The 20,306-nt window shown below is 69.0% G+C and carries 22 protein-coding genes; 4 read left to right on the top strand and 18 right to left on the bottom strand.

The features are described 5' to 3' along the window. Positions 1 to 44: 44 nt before the first annotated feature. Positions 45 to 1,016, bottom strand: coding sequence for an aldo/keto reductase (locus tag BLW09_RS11395; RefSeq protein WP_089912556.1), 972 nt, complete (start codon positions 1,014 to 1,016; stop codon positions 45 to 47). 133 nt (positions 1,017 to 1,149) lie between these two features. Here BLW09_RS11395 and BLW09_RS11400 point away from each other — a divergent pair, with 133 nt between their 5' ends. Both BLW09_RS11400 and BLW09_RS11405 read left to right on the top strand, forming a co-directional pair. Further along, complete coding sequence (locus tag BLW09_RS11400) at positions 1,150 to 1,647, top strand: methylated-DNA--[protein]-cysteine S-methyltransferase (RefSeq protein WP_089912559.1); 498 nt, start codon at positions 1,150 to 1,152, stop codon at positions 1,645 to 1,647. Further along, on the top strand, positions 1,644 to 2,249 hold the full coding sequence (locus BLW09_RS11405) for a DNA-3-methyladenine glycosylase I (protein WP_089912562.1): 606 nt from the start codon (positions 1,644 to 1,646) through the stop codon (positions 2,247 to 2,249). The genes BLW09_RS11400 and BLW09_RS11405 overlap by 4 nt, the downstream gene beginning before the upstream one ends. A gap of 353 nt (positions 2,250 to 2,602) precedes the next feature. Here the strand turns inward: BLW09_RS11405 and BLW09_RS11410 are convergent, their stop codons facing one another. The 13 genes from BLW09_RS11410 to BLW09_RS11470 form a co-directional block, all read right to left on the bottom strand. Next, a complete protein-coding gene (locus tag BLW09_RS11410; protein ID WP_089912565.1) occupies positions 2,603 to 3,412 on the bottom strand; it encodes a YaaA family protein in 810 nt (269 codons plus the stop codon). Position 3,413: 1 nt separating this feature from the next. Further along, complete coding sequence (locus tag BLW09_RS11415) at positions 3,414 to 3,974, bottom strand: AAA family ATPase (protein ID WP_089912567.1); 561 nt, start codon at positions 3,972 to 3,974, stop codon at positions 3,414 to 3,416. Between the two features lies 1 nt (position 3,975). Then, positions 3,976 to 4,236, bottom strand: a complete 261-nt coding sequence (locus BLW09_RS11420) for a F0F1 ATP synthase subunit epsilon (RefSeq protein WP_018190354.1) — start codon at positions 4,234 to 4,236, stop codon at positions 3,976 to 3,978. A gap of 2 nt (positions 4,237 to 4,238) precedes the next feature. After that, positions 4,239 to 5,702, bottom strand: coding sequence for a F0F1 ATP synthase subunit beta (atpD, locus tag BLW09_RS11425; RefSeq protein ID WP_089912569.1), 1,464 nt, complete (start codon positions 5,700 to 5,702; stop codon positions 4,239 to 4,241). A gap of 25 nt (positions 5,703 to 5,727) precedes the next feature. Further along, positions 5,728 to 6,627 carry a F0F1 ATP synthase subunit gamma gene (locus BLW09_RS11430; RefSeq protein WP_018190352.1) on the bottom strand — a complete coding sequence of 300 codons (900 nt, stop codon included), beginning with the start codon at positions 6,625 to 6,627 and terminating at the stop codon, positions 5,728 to 5,730. A 37-nt stretch (positions 6,628 to 6,664) separates the two neighbouring features. Beyond that, on the bottom strand, positions 6,665 to 8,302 hold the full coding sequence (atpA, locus tag BLW09_RS11435; RefSeq protein ID WP_089912572.1) for a F0F1 ATP synthase subunit alpha: 1,638 nt from the start codon (positions 8,300 to 8,302) through the stop codon (positions 6,665 to 6,667). Between the two features lie 22 nt (positions 8,303 to 8,324). Beyond that, a complete protein-coding gene (locus BLW09_RS11440; RefSeq protein ID WP_089912577.1) occupies positions 8,325 to 9,116 on the bottom strand; it encodes a F0F1 ATP synthase subunit delta in 792 nt (263 codons plus the stop codon). Then, positions 9,116 to 9,688: a F0F1 ATP synthase subunit B gene (locus BLW09_RS11445; protein WP_089912580.1), complete on the bottom strand. Its 573-nt coding sequence runs from the start codon at positions 9,686 to 9,688 to the stop codon at positions 9,116 to 9,118. Before BLW09_RS11445 ends, BLW09_RS11440 begins: the two co-directional genes overlap by 1 nt. A 28-nt stretch (positions 9,689 to 9,716) precedes the next feature. Beyond that, complete coding sequence (gene atpE / locus BLW09_RS11450; RefSeq protein WP_018190348.1) at positions 9,717 to 9,938, bottom strand: ATP synthase F0 subunit C; 222 nt, start codon at positions 9,936 to 9,938, stop codon at positions 9,717 to 9,719. Positions 9,939 to 9,987: 49 nt separating this feature from the next. Further along, on the bottom strand, positions 9,988 to 10,785 hold the full coding sequence (gene atpB / locus BLW09_RS11455; protein WP_089912583.1) for a F0F1 ATP synthase subunit A: 798 nt from the start codon (positions 10,783 to 10,785) through the stop codon (positions 9,988 to 9,990). Positions 10,786 to 10,961: 176 nt separating this feature from the next. Then, positions 10,962 to 11,456: a hypothetical protein gene (locus BLW09_RS11460; RefSeq protein ID WP_089912586.1), complete on the bottom strand. Its 495-nt coding sequence runs from the start codon at positions 11,454 to 11,456 to the stop codon at positions 10,962 to 10,964. Continuing rightward, on the bottom strand, positions 11,453 to 12,694 hold the full coding sequence (locus BLW09_RS11465; protein WP_089912589.1) for an MraY family glycosyltransferase: 1,242 nt from the start codon (positions 12,692 to 12,694) through the stop codon (positions 11,453 to 11,455). Before BLW09_RS11465 ends, BLW09_RS11460 begins: the two co-directional genes overlap by 4 nt. Beyond that, positions 12,691 to 13,401, bottom strand: a complete 711-nt coding sequence (locus BLW09_RS11470; RefSeq protein ID WP_089912592.1) for an L-threonylcarbamoyladenylate synthase — start codon at positions 13,399 to 13,401, stop codon at positions 12,691 to 12,693. Before BLW09_RS11470 ends, BLW09_RS11465 begins: the two co-directional genes overlap by 4 nt. A gap of 59 nt (positions 13,402 to 13,460) precedes the next feature. Between BLW09_RS11470 and BLW09_RS11475 the strand changes: the two genes are divergently transcribed. After that, entirely contained in the window at positions 13,461 to 14,087 is a 627-nt protein-coding gene (locus BLW09_RS11475) for an HAD-IA family hydrolase (protein WP_089912595.1), read from the top strand. Positions 14,088 to 14,194: 107 nt separating this feature from the next. On the opposite strand, the gene epsC is transcribed toward BLW09_RS11475, so the two are convergent. After that, positions 14,195 to 14,764: a serine O-acetyltransferase EpsC gene (gene epsC, locus BLW09_RS11480; RefSeq protein WP_089912597.1), complete on the bottom strand. Its 570-nt coding sequence runs from the start codon at positions 14,762 to 14,764 to the stop codon at positions 14,195 to 14,197. Positions 14,765 to 14,769: 5 nt separating this feature from the next. Beyond that, the gene (cysK, locus tag BLW09_RS11485; protein ID WP_089912600.1) at positions 14,770 to 15,708 is read right to left on the bottom strand and encodes a cysteine synthase A; all 939 of its coding nucleotides are present in this window, start codon (positions 15,706 to 15,708) and stop codon (positions 14,770 to 14,772) included. A gap of 101 nt (positions 15,709 to 15,809) precedes the next feature. Between cysK and prmC the strand changes: the two genes are divergently transcribed. Further along, positions 15,810 to 16,706 (top strand): peptide chain release factor N(5)-glutamine methyltransferase, encoded by an 897-nt coding sequence (gene prmC, locus BLW09_RS11490; RefSeq protein ID WP_089912602.1) that lies wholly within the window; start codon positions 15,810 to 15,812, stop codon positions 16,704 to 16,706. 102 nt (positions 16,707 to 16,808) lie between these two features. On the opposite strand, the gene prfA is transcribed toward prmC, so the two are convergent. Both prfA and rho read right to left on the bottom strand, forming a co-directional pair. After that, positions 16,809 to 17,885, bottom strand: a complete 1,077-nt coding sequence (prfA, locus tag BLW09_RS11495) for a peptide chain release factor 1 (protein ID WP_089912604.1) — start codon at positions 17,883 to 17,885, stop codon at positions 16,809 to 16,811. A gap of 90 nt (positions 17,886 to 17,975) precedes the next feature. Next, the gene (gene rho, locus BLW09_RS11500; RefSeq protein WP_089912606.1) at positions 17,976 to 20,180 is read right to left on the bottom strand and encodes a transcription termination factor Rho; all 2,205 of its coding nucleotides are present in this window, start codon (positions 20,178 to 20,180) and stop codon (positions 17,976 to 17,978) included. Positions 20,181 to 20,306 lie beyond the last annotated feature (126 nt).

Raw genomic sequence — 20,306 nt, forward strand, 5'->3', positions numbered from 1 at the left:
ACTCGGAGTGAGTGCTCACTCACAAGAGTTCGAGAGCACGCATCTCAGGCGGCGGGCGCGAAGATCTCCCCGATCTCGGCGACCTCGGCGGCGGTGGGCTTCCAGGCGGTCGCCGCCTCGGCGTTGGCGACGATCTGCTCCGGCTTCGTCGCGCCCGCGATGACGCTCGACAGGCCCGGCTGGGCGAGCAGCCACGCGAAGGTCGCGGCGAGCATGGTCACTCCGCGCTCGTCGCAGAACGCCTGGTAGCGCTCGATCCTGTCCCACGGGGCCTCGTCGAGCAGGTGGCGGCGGAGGTGCATGATCCGGCTGTCGGCCGGGCCGCCCTCCCGGGTGAACTTGCCGGTGAACAGGCCGTTGTAGAGCGGGAAGAACGGCAGGAAGCCGAGGCCGTAGCGGTTCACGGCCGGCAGCACCTCGCGCTCGACGTCGCGCGCGAGGAGGCTGTACTCGTTCTGGGCGGAGATGAACTTCGGATGCCCGTGCAGACGCGCGGTGAACTCCGCCTCTGCGATCTGCCACCCCGCCAGATTGGAGTGGCCGATGTAGCGGATCTTGCCCTCGGCGATCAGGTCGTCCAGGGTCGCCAGGGTCTCCTCGATGGGTGTCACGCCGTCCGGGCGGTGCAGCTGGTAGAGGTCGATCCAGTCGGTGCGCAGCCGGCGGAGCGAGCTCTCGACGGCGAGACGGATGTAGCGGCGGGAGGCGCGCGCATCCCAGTCCGGTCCGTTCAGGCCGGCCATGTCCATCCCGAACTTCGTGGCGAGGACGATGCGGTCGCGCTTGCCCTCCAGCGCCTTGCCCATGAGCGTCTCGGAGAGGCCGCGCTCGGAGCCGTAGATGTCGGCGGTGTCGAACAGCGTCACGCCGGCGTCGATCGCGGCGCCGATCACCGCATCGGTGCCCTCCTGCGTCTCGGTGAGCGTGTCCTTCCGGCCGAAGTTGTTGCAGCCGAGGCCGATGGTGGAGACGACGAGGCCGGAGCGGCCGAGGGTGCGGTATTCGATGTTCGCCATGCGTCGAGTCTAGGCAGGGCTCCGGCCCGCGTCGGACACCACGGAATCGTCCACAGATCCGGGCCAGCGGCAGTTATCCCCCGATGTCCGATTCCCGCGAGTGCGCGTCGGTGGCGCGCCCTAGAGTCGTCACATGAGCAGTTCCTTCGCCTATCTCCTCCGCACCACGAGCCCCATCGGGCGGCTCGAACTGACCAGTGACGGCACCGCCGTCACCTCTCTCTCCATCGAGCGATCGGGTCACCTCCCTCTCGAAGACCACCCCGAACGCAGCACGCCCGTGCTCGACGACGCGGCCGCCCAGCTGGAGGAGTACTTCTCCGGCTCGCGGCGGGCGTTCGACGTGCCCGTGCGTCTGACGGGCACGCCGTTCCGCCAGGCGGTATGGCAGCGGCTCGCGTCACTGGAGTTCGGCACGTTCGTCTCGTACGGCGAGCTGGGCGCCTCCCTCGGCCACGCGGGCTACGGCCGGGCGATCGGCGGGGCCGTCGGGGCCAACCCGGTGCCGATCATCGTGGGCTGCCACCGCGTGCTCTCCTCCAGCGGCCGCGTCACCGGCTACAGCGGGGGCGACGGCATCCCCACCAAGCTGTGGCTTCTCGAGCACGAGGGGATCCTGCTGGCCGCATGAGCGACGCGACGACGACACCGACACCCCTCCGCTCCGCGCTCGTCATCGGCGAGGACGGCGTTGCGCGATGCTCCTGGTCGGCGAGCGATCCCGAGTACCGCCGCTACCACGACGACGAGTGGGGGCGCCCGCAGCACGACCCGCGCGCGCTCTACGAGAAGATGTGCCTCGAAGGGTTCCAGGCGGGCCTGTCGTGGATCACGATCCTGCGGCGCCGTCCGGCCTTCCGGGAGGACTTCCTCGGCTTCGTCCCCGAGAAGGTCGCCGCTATGACCGAGACCGACGTTCAGCGTCTGCTGCAGGACGAGCGCATCATTCGGCATCGCGGCAAGATCGAGGCGACCATCTCGAACGCGCGCGCCGTGCTGCAGCTCGATGTACCGCTCGAGGAGCTCATGTGGAACTTCGCCCCGGAGCCGCGCGCCGGTCACCGGCCGCGGGAGTGGGGCGAGATCCCCGCGGTCACGTCCGAGTCGACGGCGCTCAGCAAAGAACTGCGCCGCCGAGGATTCCGCTTCGTCGGGCCGACCACCATGTACGCACTCATGCAGGCGACGGGCATGGTCGACGACCACTTCGAGGGCTGCTTCCGCGCCGGTTGACGGTCGCTGCGGGAGGACGAGAGAGGACCGAGAGAGTCGGGCCGACGGCGGATACGGACTCCGACGCCGGATTCTCGCTGGTGAGGGCGTACCGCTCGTGCCCGACCGCAGGCGGAATCTTGGTGCCTCACACTCCGGCGCAGGAAACGACGCATGGGGATGATGCGCCGGCCACCACACGACGGCCCGACTTGGTGAGGCGGATGACGCGCAACCAGTACGCGCACACGCCTCGGATCAGTGATCCTCTCTCTTGTGGTGAGCTTATCTCACTTTTCACTCCTGCACCACTGGGAGTTGCCCGGGAGCGGCGCGCCACACCCGCAGCAGCGCCTCAGACCCGCAGCGTCGCTTCAGACCCGCAGCGTCGCCATGAGGTTGCCGGGCGCGCCGCGCACCTCCGGCACGACGAGCTCCAAGTCGCGAGATGCTCCCGCCGCCGGCCGGAGCTCGTACCCCTCGGCCTCCGCCCAGTCCAGCAGTGCCGCGGTGGTCGGGAAGCCCGCCCCCGCCTCGATGAGCGCCCTGGTGAGCAGGCCCTTCGCCTGCTTGTTGAAGTGATTCAACGCGCGGACATGGCCCGACTCGTCGCGGGCCAGGACGCGCACGTAGTGTGCGCCGTCGCGCTTCGGCAACGGCGCCAGCGCCGCATACCCTTCGGAGCGGAGATCGAGCAGCAGGTCGTCCCTCGCGGCCAGCGCCGCAGCGCCGGCCTGCGCCCAGCGCTTCTTGAGCGACGCCGCGCCGCGGTGCACCGAGAGTCGCGAATCGAACGACAGCCGGTACGCGGGCACCGGGTCGCCCGCGCCCACCAGACCGAGCAGCGCCGACTGCACAGCGACCGACTCGGCGGCCACCTCCCAGTCCGCCGAAGAGAGCGAGCCCGCATCCAGGGCGTCGTACAGCACACCGGTGTACCGCTCGAGCGCCCGCATGGTCGGGGCCGTCGGGATGCCGCGGTTGCGCTCCACCTCGCCGGCCTGCTTCGGCCCGAGCTTGAGCGCGCGGATGGCAGCATCGTGATCCGCCGCCAGCTCGACGACCGCATCCACGACCTCGCGGCGGACCGCGTTCAGCGAGGGGAAGCGCAGGCGCTCCACGGCGAGCGGAGACCCCGCTCCCCCGTCCCTCTTGGTCTCGGAGGGCGGGAGCAGGATGAGCACGCTAGCCCTCCACGAAGGCGAGGGCCGTGTTCACGTTCTCGCCGAGCGGCGCTGCCGTGTCGAGCGTCACGCGAGGCAGGGTGCCGCAGGCACCGCGCCACTCGTCGTACTCGTCGGTGCTCTGCTCGACGGCGTACGCGGCGACGAGCCCGCTGCGCTTGCCGAGGCGCTCCTCGTGGAGGTCGGGGTCGGAGCACACCGTCTCGATCACACGGAGCTTCACGTCGCACCGCTCCGCCAGGTCGCGCCACTGCAGGCGCGCCGGCTCCACGGCGTTCACGGCGTCGACGACGACCGAGTGGCCGGAGAGCAGCACCTGCTCGGCCATCGTCTCGGCCACCAGATAGGCCGCGAGCCCGGTCGGCTGGTCGGAATCGATCCCCGCACGGATGATCGACGCCTCGATCGGGTCCACCGAGATCACCGTCGCGCCCATGCGCCCGGCCAGGATCTCCGCGATGGTGGACTTCCCGGAACCGGGAAGCCCCGCCATCGCCACCAGCATCGGGACGCGGACGTCTCCGAACTGGCGCTCCAGCGGGGCTCCCTGCTGCCCGGACATGTCAGACCAGCTCAGCCTGACGGGCCACGATGGTGACCGTGTTGTTCTCGACGGAGAGGAAGCCGTCATCGGCGTTCGCCGTGATCGACTCGCCCCCGTTCAGGGTCACACGCACCTCGCCCTGCGCGAGGATGGCCAGCAGCGGCTCGTGGCCGGGCAGGATACCGATCTGCCCTTCCACAGTGCGCGCCACGACCATGCTCGCCTCACCCGACCACACTTCGTGGTCGGCGGCGACGACGCTGACGTTGAGGACAGCCATTGTTAGCCGTTCTCCTTCTGGATCTGCGCCCACTTCTCTTCGACGTCGGAGATCGGTCCGACGTTGAAGAAGGCCTGCTCGGCCACGTGGTCGAACTCGCCCTTGGCGATCGCGTCGAACGACTCGATGGTGTCCTTCAGCGGAACCGTGGAACCCTCGACACCGGTGAACTTCTTCGCCATGTAGGTGTTCTGCGAGAGGAACTGCTGGATCCGGCGCGCACGCGACACCGTGATCTTGTCCTCCTCCGACAGCTCGTCGACACCGAGGATCGCGATGATCTCCTGCAGCTCCTTGTTCTTCTGGAGGATCTGCTTTACCGTCGTGGCCACGCGGTAGTGGTCCTCACCCAGGTACCGGGGGTCGAGGATGCGCGAGGTCGAGGTCAGCGGGTCGACCGCCGGGTACAGACCCTTCGACGCGATCTCACGGGAGAGCTCGGTCGTGGCGTCGAGGTGGGCGAACGTGGTCGCAGGCGCCGGGTCGGTGTAGTCGTCGGCCGGAACGTAGATCGCCTGCAGCGAGGTGATCGAGTGGCCGCGGGTCGAGGTGATGCGCTCCTGGAGCTGACCCATCTCGTCGGCGAGGTTCGGCTGGTAGCCCACCGCGGACGGCATGCGGCCGAGCAGGGTGGACACCTCGGAACCGGCCTGCGTGAACCGGAAGATGTTGTCGATGAAGAGCAGCACGTCCTGGTTCTGCACGTCGCGGAAGTACTCCGCCATCGTCAGGGCGGACAGGGCGACGCGCAGACGCGTCCCCGGCGGCTCGTCCATCTGGCCGAAGACGAGCGCGGTCTTGTCGAAGACGCCCGCCTCCTCCATCTCGTGGATGAGGTCGTTGCCCTCACGGGTGCGCTCGCCGACACCGGCGAACACCGACACACCACCGTGATCCTGCGCCACACGCTGGATCATCTCCTGGATGAGGACGGTCTTGCCGACACCGGCGCCGCCGAACAGGCCGATCTTTCCACCCTGCACGTACGGGGTGAGCAGGTCGATGACCTTGATGCCGGTCTCGAACAGCTGGGTCTTGGACTCGAGCTGGTCGAACGCCGGCGGGTTGCGGTGGATGGGCCAGCGCTCGGTGATCTCGACCTTCTCGCCCGGCTCAAGGTTCAGGATGTCACCGGTGACGTTGAACACCTTGCCCTTGGTGACGTCGCCCACGGGCACGCTGATCGGGGCACCGGTGTCGCGCACCTCGCCGCCGCGGACCAGGCCGTCGGTCGGCTTCAGCGCGATCGCGCGCACCAGGTCGTCGCCGAGGTGCTGAGCGACCTCGAGCGTGATCTCGGTCGACTGCTCGCCGATCGTGATCGTGGTCTTCAGGGCGTTGTAGATGCCCGGGATCGCATCGTGCGGGAACTCGATGTCGACGACCGGACCGGTCACGCGGGCAATTCGTCCCACACCGGCCGGCTGCGCGGTCGAAGCCTGGGCTTCGGCGGTAGCGGTAGTCATGATTGTTATCTCTCTCGTTGGACGATCAGTGGGACGAGCTCAGCGCATCCGCGCCGCCGACGATCTCGGAGATCTGCTGGGTGATCTCCGCCTGACGGGCGTTGTTGGCCAGACGCGTGTAGTCGGTGATGAGCTTGTCGGCGTTGTCGCTCGCAGCCTTCATGGCCTTCTGCGTCGCGGCGTGCTTGGAGGCGGCCGACTGCAGCATCGCGTTGAAGATGCGGCTCTCGATGTAGACGGGGAGCAGCGAGTCGAGCACCGTCCCCACATCCGGCTCGAACTCGTAGAGGGGAAGGACCTGCGTGCGGTCCGGCTCCTCCACGCCCTCGACGACCTCCAGGGGAAGCAGGCGGACGACCTGCGGCTCCTGGGTCAGCATGCTGATGAAGCGGTTGTAGATGATGTGGATCTCGTCCACACCGCCGTCGGACGCATCGCGCAGGAAGGACTCCAGGATCGCGTCGGCGATCTCCTTGGCCTGCTCGAACTCCGGGGCATCCGTGTTGCCTGTCCACACCCGCTCGAACGCACGGCGGCGGAAGCTGAAGTAGCCCTGCGCCTTGCGGCCGACGAGGAAGTACACGACCTCCTTGCCCTGGCTGCGCAGCAGCTCCGCGAGCTTCTCGGACTCCTTGAGCACGTTCGAGTTGAACGCGCCGGCGAGGCCGCGATCGGAGGAGAAGATGACGATCGCGGCGCGCTCGATCTTCTCCGGCTCGGTGGTCAGGACGTGGTCGACGTTCGAGTACGTCGCCACCGCCGACACCGCGCGCGTGATGGCGCGGGCGTACGGCGAGCTCGCGGCGACCCGCGCCTGCGCCTTCTGGATGCGGGAGGCGGAGATCAGCTCCATCGCACGGGTGATCTTCTTGGTCGTCTGGGCAGATCTGATCTTCTGCCGGTAGACCCGAAGCTGTGCTCCCATGTCTCTCCTAGTATCTAGTCTCTCGTGGACTCAGCGCTCAGCGCCGGGCCTTGACGATGCGCTCCTGGTCGACCTCGTCCTCGTCGATGGCCTGGAACTCCTCGCGTCCGACCGAGGCGAGCGGCTTGCCCTCGCCGGTCTGGAACTCGAGCTTGAACTTGTCCACCTCGGAGTCGAGCTTCGCGACCGTGTCGTCGTCGAGGACGTTGGTGTCGCGCAGCGTGTCGAGGATGTCGGTGTTCCGGCGCAGGTGGTCGAGCAGCTCGGCCTCGAAGCGCAGGACGTCCTCGACGGCGACCTCGTCCAGCTTGCCGTTGGTGCCGGCCCAGATCGAGACGACCTGCTCCTCCACCGGGAACGGCGAGTACTGCGGCTGCTTGAGCAGCTCGGTGAGGCGGGCGCCGCGCGCCAGCTGACGGCGGCTCGCCGCGTCGAGGTCGGACGCGAACATCGCGAACGCCTCGAGCGAGCGGTACTGCGCCAGCTCGAGCTTGAGCGTGCCGGAGACCTTCTTGATGGACTTCACCTGCGCGTCGCCGCCGACTCGCGAGACCGAGATGCCGACATCGACCGCCGGGCGCTGGTTGGCGTTGAAGAGGTCGGACTGCAGGAAGATCTGGCCGTCGGTGATCGAGATCACGTTGGTCGGGATGTACGCGGAGACGTCGTTCGCCTTCGTCTCGATGATCGGCAGACCGGTCATCGAGCCGGCGCCCAGCTCGTCGGAGAGCTTCGCGCAGCGCTCCAGCAGGCGGGAGTGCAGGTAGAAGACGTCACCCGGGTAGGCCTCGCGTCCCGGCGGACGACGGAGGAGGAGCGACACGGCGCGGTACGCCTCGGCCTGCTTGGACAGGTCGTCGAAGACGATGAGGACGTGCTTGCCGCCGTACATCCAGTGCTGGCCGATGGCCGAGCCGGTGTAGGGGGCGAGGTACTTGAAGCCGGCCGGGTCGGAGGCGGGGGCCGCGACGATGGTGGTGTACTCCATCGCGCCGGCGTCCTCGAGCGCGCCCTTCACCGAGGCGATGGTCGAGCCCTTCTGGCCGATGGCGACGTAGATGCAGCGGACCTGCTTGTTGACGTCGCCGGACTCCCAGTTGGCCTTCTGGTTGATGATCGTGTCGATCGCGATGGCCGTCTTGCCGGTCTGGCGGTCGCCGATGATCAGCTGGCGCTGACCGCGGCCGACCGGGATCATCGCGTCGATGGCCTTGATGCCGGTCTGCAGCGGCTCGTGCACCGACTTGCGCTGCATGACGCCGGGCGCCTGGAGCTCGAGCTCGCGGCGGCCCTCGCTGGCGATCTCGCCGAGGCCGTCGATCGGGTTGCCGAGCGGGTCGACCACGCGGCCGAGGTAGCCGTCGCCGACCGGGACGGAGAGGACCTCGCCGGTGCGGGTCACCTCCATGCCCTCGACGATGTGGTCGAACTCGCCGAGCACGACCACGCCGACCTCGTTCTCGTCGAGGTTCTGGGCGAGGCCCAGGGTGCCGTCGGCGAAGCGGATGAGCTCGTTGGCCATCACGCTCGGGAGGCCCTCGACGTGCGCGATGCCGTCGGAGGCGTCGATCACGTGGCCGATCTCGGTGGCCTGTGCGGACGCCGGCTCGTATGTGGTGACGAAGTCCTTGAGCGCGTCGCGGATGTCGTCGGGGCTGATCTGTGTGTCTGCCATTGTGATTCCTATCTTGAGGCGGTCAGCCCGCCAGCTGAAGCCGGAGTTCGGCCAGACGCGACGCGATGCTTCCATCGATGACGTCGTCACCGATCTGCACGCGCAATCCGCCGATGATCGAGGGGTCGACGACCTGGTTGATCCTGAGGTCGCCGTAGGAGGCGCTGAGAACCGTGCGCAGGCGCTCGGCCTGGGCCGCGGGGAGCGGGGACGCGGCGTAGACCGTCGCGATCGTCTGGCCCGACTGCGCGGCCACCATGCGCGCGGCCGCCCGGAGCGACTCGCGGACGCTGCGGCCGCGAGGCTGCGCGACGAGCTGGCGCACGATGGCGATGGTCTCCTTCGACGCCTTCCCGTCGAGCAGCCGCTCGACGAGTGCGACCTTGGAGTCGGGCGATGCGAGCTTGCTGCGCAGCGCGAGCTCGAGGCGCGCGTCGGAGGTCACGGCGCCTCCGAAGGTCAGCAGCTCGGCGACGATGTCGACGTTCCGCGGTGCAGAGCCTGCAATGGCACGGATCCCGAGCTCCTCGATCGCACCAAGCAGGTCGTCGTGAGACGACCAGCGCTGGGCGGCGATGACGGTGAGCAGTCCGACGGCCGGAGCCGAGAGCGAGCGGAAGACGCGCTTCACGAGCGCCGTCTTGCCCTCGGCCGAGACCGTGGGGTCGCCGAGGACGGCTCGGAGCTGGGCCGAGTCCGCGACGACTCGCCCTGCACTGAACAGGTCCTCGGCCGTCGCCAGATCGGCCGTGGACCCGAGGTCGGCGAGAGCCGAGACGGATCGGGCCAACGCTTCTCTGGTGGCGCTTCCCATCAGTTGCCCGATCCTGCCTTCTGGTCGGCCTGAGCCTTCTCGTCGGCCTCGAGGTCCGCCAGGAAGCGGTCAACGATCGCCTGTGCACGCTTGTCCTCGTCGAGGGCCTCGCGCACGACGGTCGACGCCAGGTCGATCGCCAGCGAACCGACCTCGCTGCGCAGCTGGACGAGCGCCGTCTGACGCTCCGCCTCGAGCTGCGCCTGCGCCTGGGCGGTCACACGCGCGGCCTCCGTCGCGGCGGCCTCGCGGGCCTCCGCGACGATCTTCTGGCCGTCGACGCGGGCGGTCTCGCGGATCTTGCCCGCCTCCGCACGCGCCTCGGCGAGCTGGGCGGTGTACTCCTCCAGCAGGGCCTCGGCCTTGCGCTGCGCCTCGTCGGCCTTCTCGATGTTGCCCTCGATCGCCTCTGCGCGCTCATCCAGCAGCTTCTTCATGCGCGGAAGCACGAGCTTCCAGAAGAAGAACAGGATGATCAGGAAGCAGAGAAGCGCGCCGATGATGTCCGGCCACTCCGGGATCAGCGGGTTGTGCGACCCCTCTGAGGCTGCGATCACCACACTCTTGAGCATGGTTCCTCCTTACTGAGGGAAAAGAGGATTACTGGAAGATGAAGTAGGTAGCGATACCGATGAACGCGAGCGCCTCGGTGAACGCGATACCGATGTACATCAGGACCTGGAGACGGCCGGCCAGCTCGGGCTGACGGGCGACGCCCTCGATGGTCTTGCCGACGACGATGCCCACGCCGATGGCCGGGCCGATGGCGGCGAGGCCGTAACCGACGGTGGCGATGTTGCCGTTGATTGCAGCGATGTCCACGTTGTGTTTCCTTCCGTGATGGCGATCCGTGCGGGTGCGCGGATCGTTCTTAGTGTTCCTCGGCGACTGCCAGCTGGATGTAGACAGCGGTGAGCAGTGCGAAGACGTAGGCCTGCAGGACTGCGACCAGGATCTCGAAGACGGTGAAAGCGAAGCCGAAGGCGAAGGTGCCGACGCCGAACAGCGACCACCAGCCGCCCGCGGTGAAGAAGAAGAACTCCGTCGCGAGGAAGAACAGGACGAGCAGGAGGTGCCCGACGACCATGTTCATGAGGAGTCGCAGCGTCAGCGTGATCGGACGCAGGATGAAGGTCGAGACGAACTCGATCGGCGTCACGATGATGTAGAGGAACCACGGGACGCCGGGCGGGAAGAGCGCGTTCTTGAAGAAGTTCTTCGGGCTCTTCTTGACGCCCGCGTAGATGAAGGCGATGTACGCGACGATCGCAAGGAGCAGCGGGACGGCGATGACCGAGGTGCCCGCGATGTTGAGGAACGGGATGATTCCGGTGATGTTGAAGAACAGCACCATGAAGAAGATGGTGGTCAGCAGCGGGAGGAACCGGCGGCCGTCCTTCTTGCCGAGCAGGTCTTCCGCGATGTTGACGCGCACGAAGTCGAGACCCATCTCGACGACCGACTGGAAGCGGCCGGGGATCAGGCGCATCCGGCGCGTGCCGAGCCAGAAGATGAGGATCAGCGCGAGCGTCGCGAGGACGCGGACGACGAAGATGCGGTTGAACTCGAGGTCACCGATCGTGAACAGGGTCGGGGGGAAGAACTCGTTGATCGAGGGACCCTGGAAGCTTCCATCATCGGAGCTTGCGGCCTGGACCAGCAGGTTCACAGCGTTAGCTAACAGCGCTATCTCCTGTTTCGGGGCGTCGAGCTGGGAGCTCTCGCGACGACGAACGGTGGGACACCCTGCACTTCTCGCGACCTCAGGGTTTCTCGGGCGCGAACGGGGTGGGGATCGCTGATAACTCTACAAGAGTTTTCAGCCCATAACGAATTGGATACGGGTCAGCGCTTCTCCCCCGGCAGCGTCACGTCGCTGACGTAGGGCACGCGGGAGCGGAAGACCACGATCATGTCAACGACGAGCGATCCGATCACGCCGGCGATGAGGCTGAGGAACAGCACGACCGGGTTGATCCAGGGCTGGTCGCGCAGCAGGATCGCGAGCACGAGGAACAGCACGAACTTGAGGATCCAGCCGCCGAGGACGATGCCGAAGAACAGCCCGACGAAGAGATCGGTGCCGATGAAGCGGTTGGCGATCAGGATGCTCAGCGCGGTGATCGAGAGGAACACGGCCGCCATGGCCGTTCCGATCAGGGCGCTGGTGACGCCGACCCAGCCCGCGAAGAGACCGCCGAGCAGCATCCCGGCGACCGCGATCACCGCGGCCAGGATCAGGCCGTACTTGAGCACGTCCCGCAACACGGGCGTCGAGGTCGGCTGGGCGGGCGGCTGGGCCGGCCGCGGGGCGGTGGCCCCGTCCTGCTGGTCGGTCATCGGGTCTCCTCGGTCAGGGGGGTCGGGGATGCGGAGGCGCCTTCGCTCGCCGCATCGAGCTGGTCGAAGCGGGCCGTCTCCGCGGCTTCGCGGCTGCCGGCGGGGGCGAGCTCGGCGACCGCCTCGTTCGCCTTCCTGCGGCTCAACGGAGCGAGCGTGAAGGCCGTGCAGACGACGAGCCCGATCGCGACGAAGACGATCGCCATCCAATACGGGTCGAAGAAGAACAGCAGGCAGCCGATCGACAGCACGGCCGTCCACGCGTAGAAGATGAGGACAGCGTGCAGGTGGGTGTGACCCATGTCGAGCAGGCGATGGTGCAGGTGCTTGCGGTCGGCGCTGAACGGAGACTTGCCGGCCCGCAGGCGCCGGATGACGGCGAGCCCGAAGTCGAGCAGCGGGATGATGAGCACCGCGAACGGCAGGATGATCGGGATGAACGCCGGGACGAGCGACGAGCGGCCGAGCGTCTGCAGGTCCTGCGGGTTGATGGTCCCCGTCACCGAAATCGCCGACGTCGCCATCAGCAGGCCGATCAGCAGGGCGCCCGCATCCCCCATGAACATCTTCGCCGGATGCCAGTTGAGCGGCAGGAACCCGGCGCACGCTCCCACCAGGATGGCGGCGATGACGCCGGCCAGGCTGAAGTAGTTCTGCGGGCTGATCTCGCGCTGCAGGAGGTACGTGTAGACGAGGAACGTGCCGTTCGCGATGAGCGCGACCCCCGCGACCAGGCCGTCCAGGCCGTCGATGAAGTTGATCGCGTTCATCACCAGCACGATGGCGAAGAGGGTGATGATGATCGACATCACCGGCGAGCCCACCGTGAGGCCGCCGATCGGCAGCGAGTAGATCTGCACGCCGAGCCAGGCGACGAGGCCCGCGGCCACGAATTGCCCGGCCAGCTTCGTCATCCAGTCGAGGTCCCAGATGTCGTCGACGACGCCGAGCACGACGATGAGCAGGGATGCGCCCAGGATCGCGAGGATCGGGCCCTGATCGGAGAAGATCAGCGTCAGGACGCCGAACTGGCTCGACAGCAGCCACGAGACGCCGAACGCCACCAGGATGCCGAGGAACATCGCCACACCGCCGAGGCGGGGCGTCGGCCGGGTGTGCACGTCGCGTGCCCGGATCTTCGGGTACAGGCGGTACCGCATCGCCAGTTTGTAGACGACGAACGACATCCCGAACGTGATGACGGCCGAGATCAGAGCGAGGGCGAGGAGGAGGGTCACGGGGCGGCGTCCGCAGCGGCCGCCGGCTCGTCCAGCACGTCGCCGACGACCTCGCGCAGCTGCTCGGCCGAGATGACGCCGTGACGCAGGATGCGCAGACCCCCGACGCCGGCAGCCAGGGCCGTCGCGTCCACGATCGTCGACGAGGAGTCCTTGCCCTCGACGCGCTCGTAGGCGGAGCCGGCCTCTCCCCCGTCGAGGTAGACGGAGATCGCGTCGCCCAGCATGGCTTCGGCCTCGGCGGCGGTGCGCGCGGCCGGGCGGCCGGTCAGATTCGCGGACGACACGGCGAGCGGGCCGGTCTCGGACAGCAGCTCGAGCGCGATCGTGTCCTTCGGCATGCGGAGGGCGACCGTGCCCTTCGTCTCGCCGAGGTCCCAGACGAGGGATGGCGACGCGGGCAGGACGATCGTGAGGCCGCCCGGCCAGAACGCCTGGACCAGCGCATCCACCTCGTCCGGCACCCGCTCGGCGAGGGCGGCGAGCGTCGGGATGCCGGGGACCAGCACGGGAGGCGGCGACTGCCGCCCGCGTCCCTTCGCATCGAGCAGCCGCTGGACGGCGGCGGGGCTGAAGGCGTCGGCGGCCACCCCGTACACCGTGTCGGTGGGGATGACGACGAGTTCGCCGCGCCCGATCGCAGCCCGTGCGAGGCGCATACCGGTGAGCAGCTCGGAGTCGACGGAGCAGTCGTAGATGGGAGCCATGACGGCTCAATGATAGCCGGGGCGCGGACACACAGACTGGGAGGACGATACTGGAGGGGATGGACGTCTACTTCTTCGACTGCGACAAGACGCTCTACGACTACGACTTCCACAAGCGGCTGCCCAAGCTCGCGGAGCTGGGCGGTGTGAGCCAGTACCGGCTCGCGTCGAGCTGGTGGGCGGGCGGCCACGAGCGGGCCGCCGAGATCGGCGAGTACTCCACAAGCGAGGAGTACCTGGAGGCGTTCGCCGAGGTCACCGGAGCCCGGCTGACGCTCGCGCAGTGGCAGGAGGCGCGCAAGGCGGCGATGACGCCCATCCCCGGGGCGATCGCGGCGCTGCACGAGGCCGCGGCGCTGGGGACGGTGTCGTTGCTGTCGAACAACCCCATCCCGTTCAAGGACTCGCTCCCGGTTCTGACGCCCGAGATCGTCGACGTGCTGCAGGACAACGACCTGGTGTCCGCCGTGCTCGGCGCGCGGAAACCAGAGCGCCGGATCTACACCAGGGCGCTCGGGCGATTCGGCGTGCGGCCGGAGGACGCCATCCTCTTCGACGACTCGATCGCCAACGTCGAGGGTGCCCGCGCCTGCGGGATGCACGCCTTCCACTTCGTGAAGCGCGACGACGGCACCTTCGACACCGAGGGCATGCTCGACGCCCTCCACGCCTTCGCCGCCCGCTGACCCCCCTTCTCCCCGGTCCCCCACCGTCGAGTCCGCAAACTTTGCACACGACACGCCGTCGGAGCGTGCAAGAATCGCGGACTCGACGGTGGGGCGGGTGGGGCGGGTCAGATGTAGATGGCGGGGTCGATCCAGTCGTCGCCGGCGATCTGCTCGTGACCGGAGCGCGGGCGAGGATGCGCGGGCACGCCGACGAGCAGGGAGTCGGCCGGAGCATCCCGCGTCACGACCGCGTTCGCGCCGATGACCGAATGCGCTCCGATGGTGATCGCGCCGAGCACCTTGGCTCCCGCTCCGACGATCACGCCGTCCTCGACGGTGGGGTGCCGCTTGCCGTGCCCGCTCCCCCGGCCGCCCAGCGTGACGCCGTGGTAGAGCATGACGTCGTCGCCGACCCATGTGGTCTCGCCGATCACCACGCCCATCCCGTGATCGATGAAGAAGCGGCGGCCGATGCGCGCGCCCGGGTGGATCTCGATGCCGGTCAGGAAGCGGGTGAACTGCGACAGCAGGCGGGCGGGCGTTCGCAGCCCCGACCGCCACATGCGGTGCGCCACCCGGTACGACCAGATGGCGTGCAGCCCGGAGTACGCGGTGGCGACTTCGAAGGCGGTGCGGGCCGCCGGGTCGTGCCTGCGCGCGTTGCGGATGTCCTCGCGCGCTCGGAAGATCGGCACCCCGCTCAGTCCAGCAGGTCGGCCCAGAGCGGCGTCGAGATGTACCGCTCCCCGGTGTCGCAGACGATCGCGACGATGGTCTTGCCGGCGTTCTCGGGCCGCTTGGCGAGCTGCAGCGCCGCCCAGACGATGGCCCCGGACGAGATGCCGGCGAGGATGCCCTCCTCGCCGGCGAGGCGCTTGGCCACGTCGATGGCGTCGTCGAAAGAGACGTCGACCACCTCGTCGTAGACCGTGGTGTCGAGGATCTCCGGCACGAAGTTCGCGCCGATCCCCTGGATCTTGTGCGGACCGGGCTTTCCGCCGTTCAGGATGGGCGAGTCGAGCGGCTCGACGGCCACCACCGTCACACCGGGCTTGCGCTCCTTCAGCACCTGGCCGACGCCCGTGATGGTGCCGCCGGTCCCGACGCCCGCGACGAAGATGTCGACGCCGCCGTCGGTGTCCTCCCAGATCTCCTCCGCCGTCGTGGCGCGGTGGATGGCCGGGTTGGCCTCGTTGGCGAACTGCCGCGCCCAGATGGCGTTGTCGGTCGTGGCGACGATCTCCTGGGCGGTCTCGACCGCTCCGCGCATCCCGTCGGGGCCAGGGGTCAGCACGACCTCGGCGCCGAACGCGCGCAGGAGCACGCGGCGCTCCTTGCTCGCGGTCTCCGGCATGGCGAGGATGACCTTGTAGCCGCGCGCCGCGCCGACCATGGCGAGCGCGATGCCGGTGTTGCCGCTGGTGGCCTCGACGATGGTGCCGCCCGGGGCGAGAGCGCCGGCCTTCTCGGCGGCGTCGACGATCGCGACGCCGATGCGGTCTTTGACGCTGCCGGCCGGGTTGTAGAACTCCAGCTTCGCCAGCACCGTCGCGTCGACGCCCTCGGTCAGCCGGTTGAGGCGGACGAGCGGCGTGCGTCCGACCGCCTGGGTGACATTCTCGTAGATGTGACCTGACATGGTCTCTTCCTCGTGCTCTCGTACGGTGGATGACGACAGGGGGATGCGTGATCGCGTCTCCACTCTAGACGGCGTGCGTCAGCCGCTAGGCTCTTCTGGCGATGACCCCCACCACCCCCGCTTCCGGCGCATCCCCCGGCGCTGCCTCCGTCCGCTCCGTGCGCGAGGACGCCGTCGCCGTGCTGGCGCGGGCGGGCGTCCCCGACCCGGAGGTGGACGCCGAGCTCCTGATCGGCCACGTGCTCGGCGTGGGCCGCGGTCGGGTGCAGGCGCTCGTGGTGATGGACGAGAAGCTCTCCGCCGAGGATGCCGGCGTCCTGCGGTCGCTCGTGGAGCGCCGAGCCGCCCGCGAGCCCCTGCAGCACATCACGGGGCGCGCCCCGTTCCGGTCGCTCGAGCTCACCGTCGGGCCGGGCGTCTTCGTGCCCCGTCCGGAGACGGAGCAGGTGGCGCAGTTCGCGATCGACGCGCTTCGCGCGGTCGCCTCGCCCGAGCCCGTCGCCGTCGACCTGGGCACCGGCAGCGGCGCCATCGCCCTGGCTCTCGCCACGGAGGTGCCGCACGCACGCGTCTACGCCGTCGAGAACTCGCCCGAGGCGTTCATCTGGGCGCGCAGGAACATCGACGAGGTGGGCGCGACGAACCTGACGCCGGTCTTCATCGACCTCGCCGACGCGCTTCCACAGCTCGACGGGACGGTGGACGTCGTCATCTCGAACCCGCCGTATGTGCCGGACGATGCCATCCCGCGCGACCCCGAGGTCCGTCTCCACGACCCGCACGCCGCGCTCTACGGCGGACCAGACGGGCTGGATGTGGTGCGCACGATCTCCCGGGTGGCCCGGCGCCTGCTCCACCCCGGCGGCACGCTCGTGCTGGAGCACGGCGAGCTGCAGGGCGCGGCGATCCGCGACCTCCTCACCGCCGACGGCTGGCGCGCGGCCGCCACGCACCGCGACCTCACGACGCGCGACCGCGCCACGACCGCCCTCCGCTAGCGCCGACGCCGTCGAGTACGCGATCTTTGCACGCTGAACGTGCCGATGGCGTGCAAAGTTTGTGGACTCGACGGTGGGGGTGGGGGTGGGGGCGGGGGGCGGTCAGTCCTGGGCCAGGTCGGCGAGGCGGGTTTCTTCGTCGAGCTGGATGTTCGACTCGATGACCGGGTCGAGGGCTCCGTTCATCACGGCGTCGAGGTTGTAGGCCTTGTAGCCGGTGCGGTGGTCCGCGATCCGGTTCTCCGGGAAGTTGTACGTGCGGATGCGCTCGGAGCGGTCCATCGTGCGGATCTGGCCCTTGCGGAACACGGCCGCCTCCGCGTCCGCCTCCTCCTGCTGCCGGGCGAGCAGCCGGGCGCGCAGCACGCGCATCGCGGCCTCGCGGTTCTGCAGCTGGCTCTTCTCATTCTGCATCGAGACGACGATCCCGGTCGGGACGTGCGTGATCCGCACCGCCGAGTCGGTCGTGTTGACCGACTGGCCGCCCGGACCGGACGACCGGAACACGTCGATCTTGAGGTCGTTCGGGTTGATCTCGACCTCCTCCGGCTCGTCCACCTCCGGGAAGACGAGCACGCCGGCGGCGGACGTGTGGATGCGGCCCTGCGACTCGGTCGCCGGCACGCGCTGCACGCGGTGCACGCCGCCCTCGTACTTCAGGTGCGCCCAGACCCCCTCCGCTGGATCGCTCGAGCTGCCCTTGAAGGCGACCTGGACGTCTTTGATGCCGCCGAGGTCGCTGGAGGTCTGCTCGATGATCTCGGCCTTCCACCGCTTCGAGTCCGCGTAGTGCAGGTACATGCGCAGCAGGTCGCCGGCGAAGAGGGCCGACTCGGCGCCGCCCTCGCCCATCTTGATCTCCATGATCACATCGCGGCTGTCGTTGGGGTCGCGCGGGATGAGGAGGCGGCGCAGCTTCTCCTCGGACTCCGCCACGCTCTGTTCGAGCCCGGGGACCTCCTCGGCGAACGCCGCGTCCTCGGTCGCCAGCTCTCGGGCGGCCTCCAGGTCGTCGGTGAGCTGCTTCCACTCGTTGTACGCGGCGACGATGCGGCTCAGCTCGGCGTAGCGGCGGTTGACGCGCTTGGAGCGGACCGGGTCGCTGTGGAGCTCCGGGTCGGAGAGCTGACGCTGGAGGTCGTCGTGCTCGGCGATGAGGCTGTTCACCGATTCGAACATGGGGTCTTCTTTCTCGAGGGATGCGGCCGGGGAACGACGAAGCGCCCGCCCTCCATGCACGGTGGCACGGCGGGCGGGCGCTGATCGCAGCTAGCGGTGGTCGTTCTCGTGGCCGTGCGAGTGCGCGTTGCCGTGGCCGTTGGCCGGCGCGGGCATCGACTTCTGCACCTGCATCAGGAACTCGACGTTGCTCGAGGTCTCCTTGAGGCGACCGAGCACGATCTCGAGCGCCTGCTGCTGGTCGAGCCCGGCGAGGGCGCGGCGCAGCTTCCAGGTGATCTTGACCTCGTCCTGGCCCATGAGCATCTCTTCGCGGCGGGTGCCGGAGGCGTTCACGTCCACGGCCGGGAAGATGCGCTTGTCGGCCAGCTGGCGCGACAGGCGGAGCTCCATGTTGCCCGTTCCCTTGAACTCCTCGAAGATGACCTCGTCCATCTTGGAGCCCGTCTCGACCAGGGCCGAGGCGAGGATGGTGAGCGAGCCGCCGTGCTCGATGTTGCGCGCTGCGCCGAAGAACCGCTTCGGCGGGTACAGCGCCGAGGCGTCGACACCACCGGAGAGGATGCGGCCGGAGGCCGGAGCCGTCAGGTTGTACGCGCGGCCGAGGCGGGTGATCGAGTCGAGCAGCACGACGACGTCGTGGCCCAGCTCGACGAGACGCTTCGCGCGCTCGATCGCCAGCTCGGCGACCGTGGTGTGGTCCTCCGCCGGACGGTCGAAGGTGGAGGCGATGACCTCGCCCTTCACCGTGCGCTGCATGTCGGTGACCTCTTCCGGACGCTCGTCCACCAGGACGACCATGAGGTGGACCTCAGGGTTGTTGGCGGTGATCGCGTTGGCGATCTGCTGCATCACGATGGTCTTGCCGGCCTTCGGCGGCGCGACGATGAGACCGCGCTGGCCCTTGCCGATCGGGGCGACCAGGTCGATGATCCGCTGGGTGACCTTGCTGGGCTCGGTCTCCAGGCGCAGGCGCTCCTGCGGGTAGAGCGGAGTCAGCTTGCCGAACTCGACGCGGGTGGCGGCCTCGTCCGGGGTCTGCCCGTTGATCGAGTCGACCTTCACCAGCGCGTTGTACTTCTGGCGGCTGTTGTTCTCGCCCTCGCGCGGCTGGCGGATCGCGCCGACGACGGCGTCGCCCTTGCGGAGGTTGTACTTCTTGACCTGACCGAGCGAGACGTACACGTCGCTGGCGCCCGGGAGGTACCCGGTCGTCCGGACGAACGCGTAGTTGTCGAGCACGTCGAGGATTCCGGCGACGGGGATGAGCACATCGTCGTCGGCCAGCTCCGGCTCGAACTCGTCGCCCGGGGCGCCGCCGCGGCGCTTGCGATTACGGTCGCGGTAGCGGCCCGCACGCTCGCCCTCGGCCTGCTGCTGGGCGTTCTGGCCGCGGTTCTGCTGGCCGTCGCCCTGCTGGCCGCCCTGCTGCAGGTCCTTCGGCTGGTTCTGGCCCTGCGCCTGGCCCTGCTCGTTCTGCTGGCCGCTGTTCTTGTTGCGGTTGCGGTTGCGGCGGTTGCGGCCCTGGCCCTGCTGCTCACCGGCGCTGTCGCCCTGCTCGCCCTGCTGGCCGTCGACCTGCTGGGCGTCGCCCAGCTGGTCCTGCTCGGCCTGCGGCTGCTGGCCGTCGCGGTTCTGGCCGTCGCGCTGCTGGCCATCGCGGTTCTGGTCGGCGCCCTGGTCGCCGTTCTGGCCACCCTGGCCGCGACCGCGGCGGCGGCGTCCGCCGCCCTGGTTCTGGCCGTTGGCCTGCTCGTCCTGGCCGCGCGCCTGCTCGCGGGAGGCGAGAGCGGAGTCGAGCAGCGCATCCACATCGGGGATGAGCGACTCGACGCCCGTCGCGCCGGAGTTGACGTGCGATCCGGCGGCGACGCCGGTGCCCGCAGCGATTCCGGTGCCATCCGGGCTGCTCACGCGGCGCGAGCCGCGGCGGCGCGAGCCGCTGGTCTGCTCGCCGGCGTCCGCCTGCGGAAGCACGGGGTCGCCGACAGTCGGCTCGACGCGCTGCGCGCCGGCGGTCTCTGCGACGAGCGGCTCAGCGATGAGCGGCTCGGTGAGCACCTGGGAGGCGGCGGCCGGCTCGGCCACGACCTCCTCGGTCTCGGGAAGCTCGAGGGCGTCGGCCGGAGCGGAGGCCGCGCGCGCGGCGGCGATCGCCTCGACCAGCTCGCCCTTGCGGAGCCGGGTTGCGCCCTGGAGCCCGAGCCCGGCGGCGAGAGCTTGCAGCTCTGCCACCTTGAGCGCGGTCAGGTCGCTGGTGTCCACGCCCCCGGCGTGGAGTTCGACATCAGTCACGGAAGAGGATCCTTTCCCCCGGCGCGCCTTACGCGCCGTCTGAAGCTTCGTCACATGAACTGCCGGGAACGTGCTGCGTTCGGATCCGCGCTACGTCGCCGCCCGAATTCTCCGTGAAGGGGGAAC

Source organism: Leifsonia sp. 21MFCrub1.1 (assembly GCF_900107895.1).
GTDB lineage: Bacteria > Actinomycetota > Actinomycetes > Actinomycetales > Microbacteriaceae > Leifsonia > Leifsonia soli.

Coding starts and splice junctions, on each gene's coding strand:
- BLW09_RS11395 (WP_089912556.1), bottom strand. CDS start 1,016: ATGGCGAACATCGAATACCGCACCCTCGGCCGCTCCGGCCTCGTCGTC.
- BLW09_RS11400 (WP_089912559.1), top strand. CDS start 1,150: ATGAGCAGTTCCTTCGCCTATCTCCTCCGCACCACGAGCCCCATCGGG.
- BLW09_RS11405 (WP_089912562.1), top strand. CDS start 1,644: ATGAGCGACGCGACGACGACACCGACACCCCTCCGCTCCGCGCTCGTC.
- BLW09_RS11415 (WP_089912567.1), bottom strand. CDS start 3,974: ATGTCCGGGCAGCAGGGAGCCCCGCTGGAGCGCCAGTTCGGAGACGTC.
- BLW09_RS11420 (WP_018190354.1), bottom strand. CDS start 4,236: ATGGCTGTCCTCAACGTCAGCGTCGTCGCCGCCGACCACGAAGTGTGG.
- atpD (WP_089912569.1), bottom strand. CDS start 5,702: ATGACTACCGCTACCGCCGAAGCCCAGGCTTCGACCGCGCAGCCGGCC.
- BLW09_RS11430 (WP_018190352.1), bottom strand. CDS start 6,627: ATGGGAGCACAGCTTCGGGTCTACCGGCAGAAGATCAGATCTGCCCAG.
- atpA (WP_089912572.1), bottom strand. CDS start 8,302: ATGGCAGACACACAGATCAGCCCCGACGACATCCGCGACGCGCTCAAG.
- BLW09_RS11440 (WP_089912577.1), bottom strand. CDS start 9,116: ATGGGAAGCGCCACCAGAGAAGCGTTGGCCCGATCCGTCTCGGCTCTC.
- BLW09_RS11445 (WP_089912580.1), bottom strand. CDS start 9,688: ATGCTCAAGAGTGTGGTGATCGCAGCCTCAGAGGGGTCGCACAACCCG.
- BLW09_RS11460 (WP_089912586.1), bottom strand. CDS start 11,456: ATGACCGACCAGCAGGACGGGGCCACCGCCCCGCGGCCGGCCCAGCCG.
- BLW09_RS11470 (WP_089912592.1), bottom strand. CDS start 13,401: ATGGCTCCCATCTACGACTGCTCCGTCGACTCCGAGCTGCTCACCGGT.
- BLW09_RS11475 (WP_089912595.1), top strand. CDS start 13,461: ATGGACGTCTACTTCTTCGACTGCGACAAGACGCTCTACGACTACGAC.
- cysK (WP_089912600.1), bottom strand. CDS start 15,708: ATGTCAGGTCACATCTACGAGAATGTCACCCAGGCGGTCGGACGCACG.
- prmC (WP_089912602.1), top strand. CDS start 15,810: ATGACCCCCACCACCCCCGCTTCCGGCGCATCCCCCGGCGCTGCCTCC.
- prfA (WP_089912604.1), bottom strand. CDS start 17,885: ATGTTCGAATCGGTGAACAGCCTCATCGCCGAGCACGACGACCTCCAG.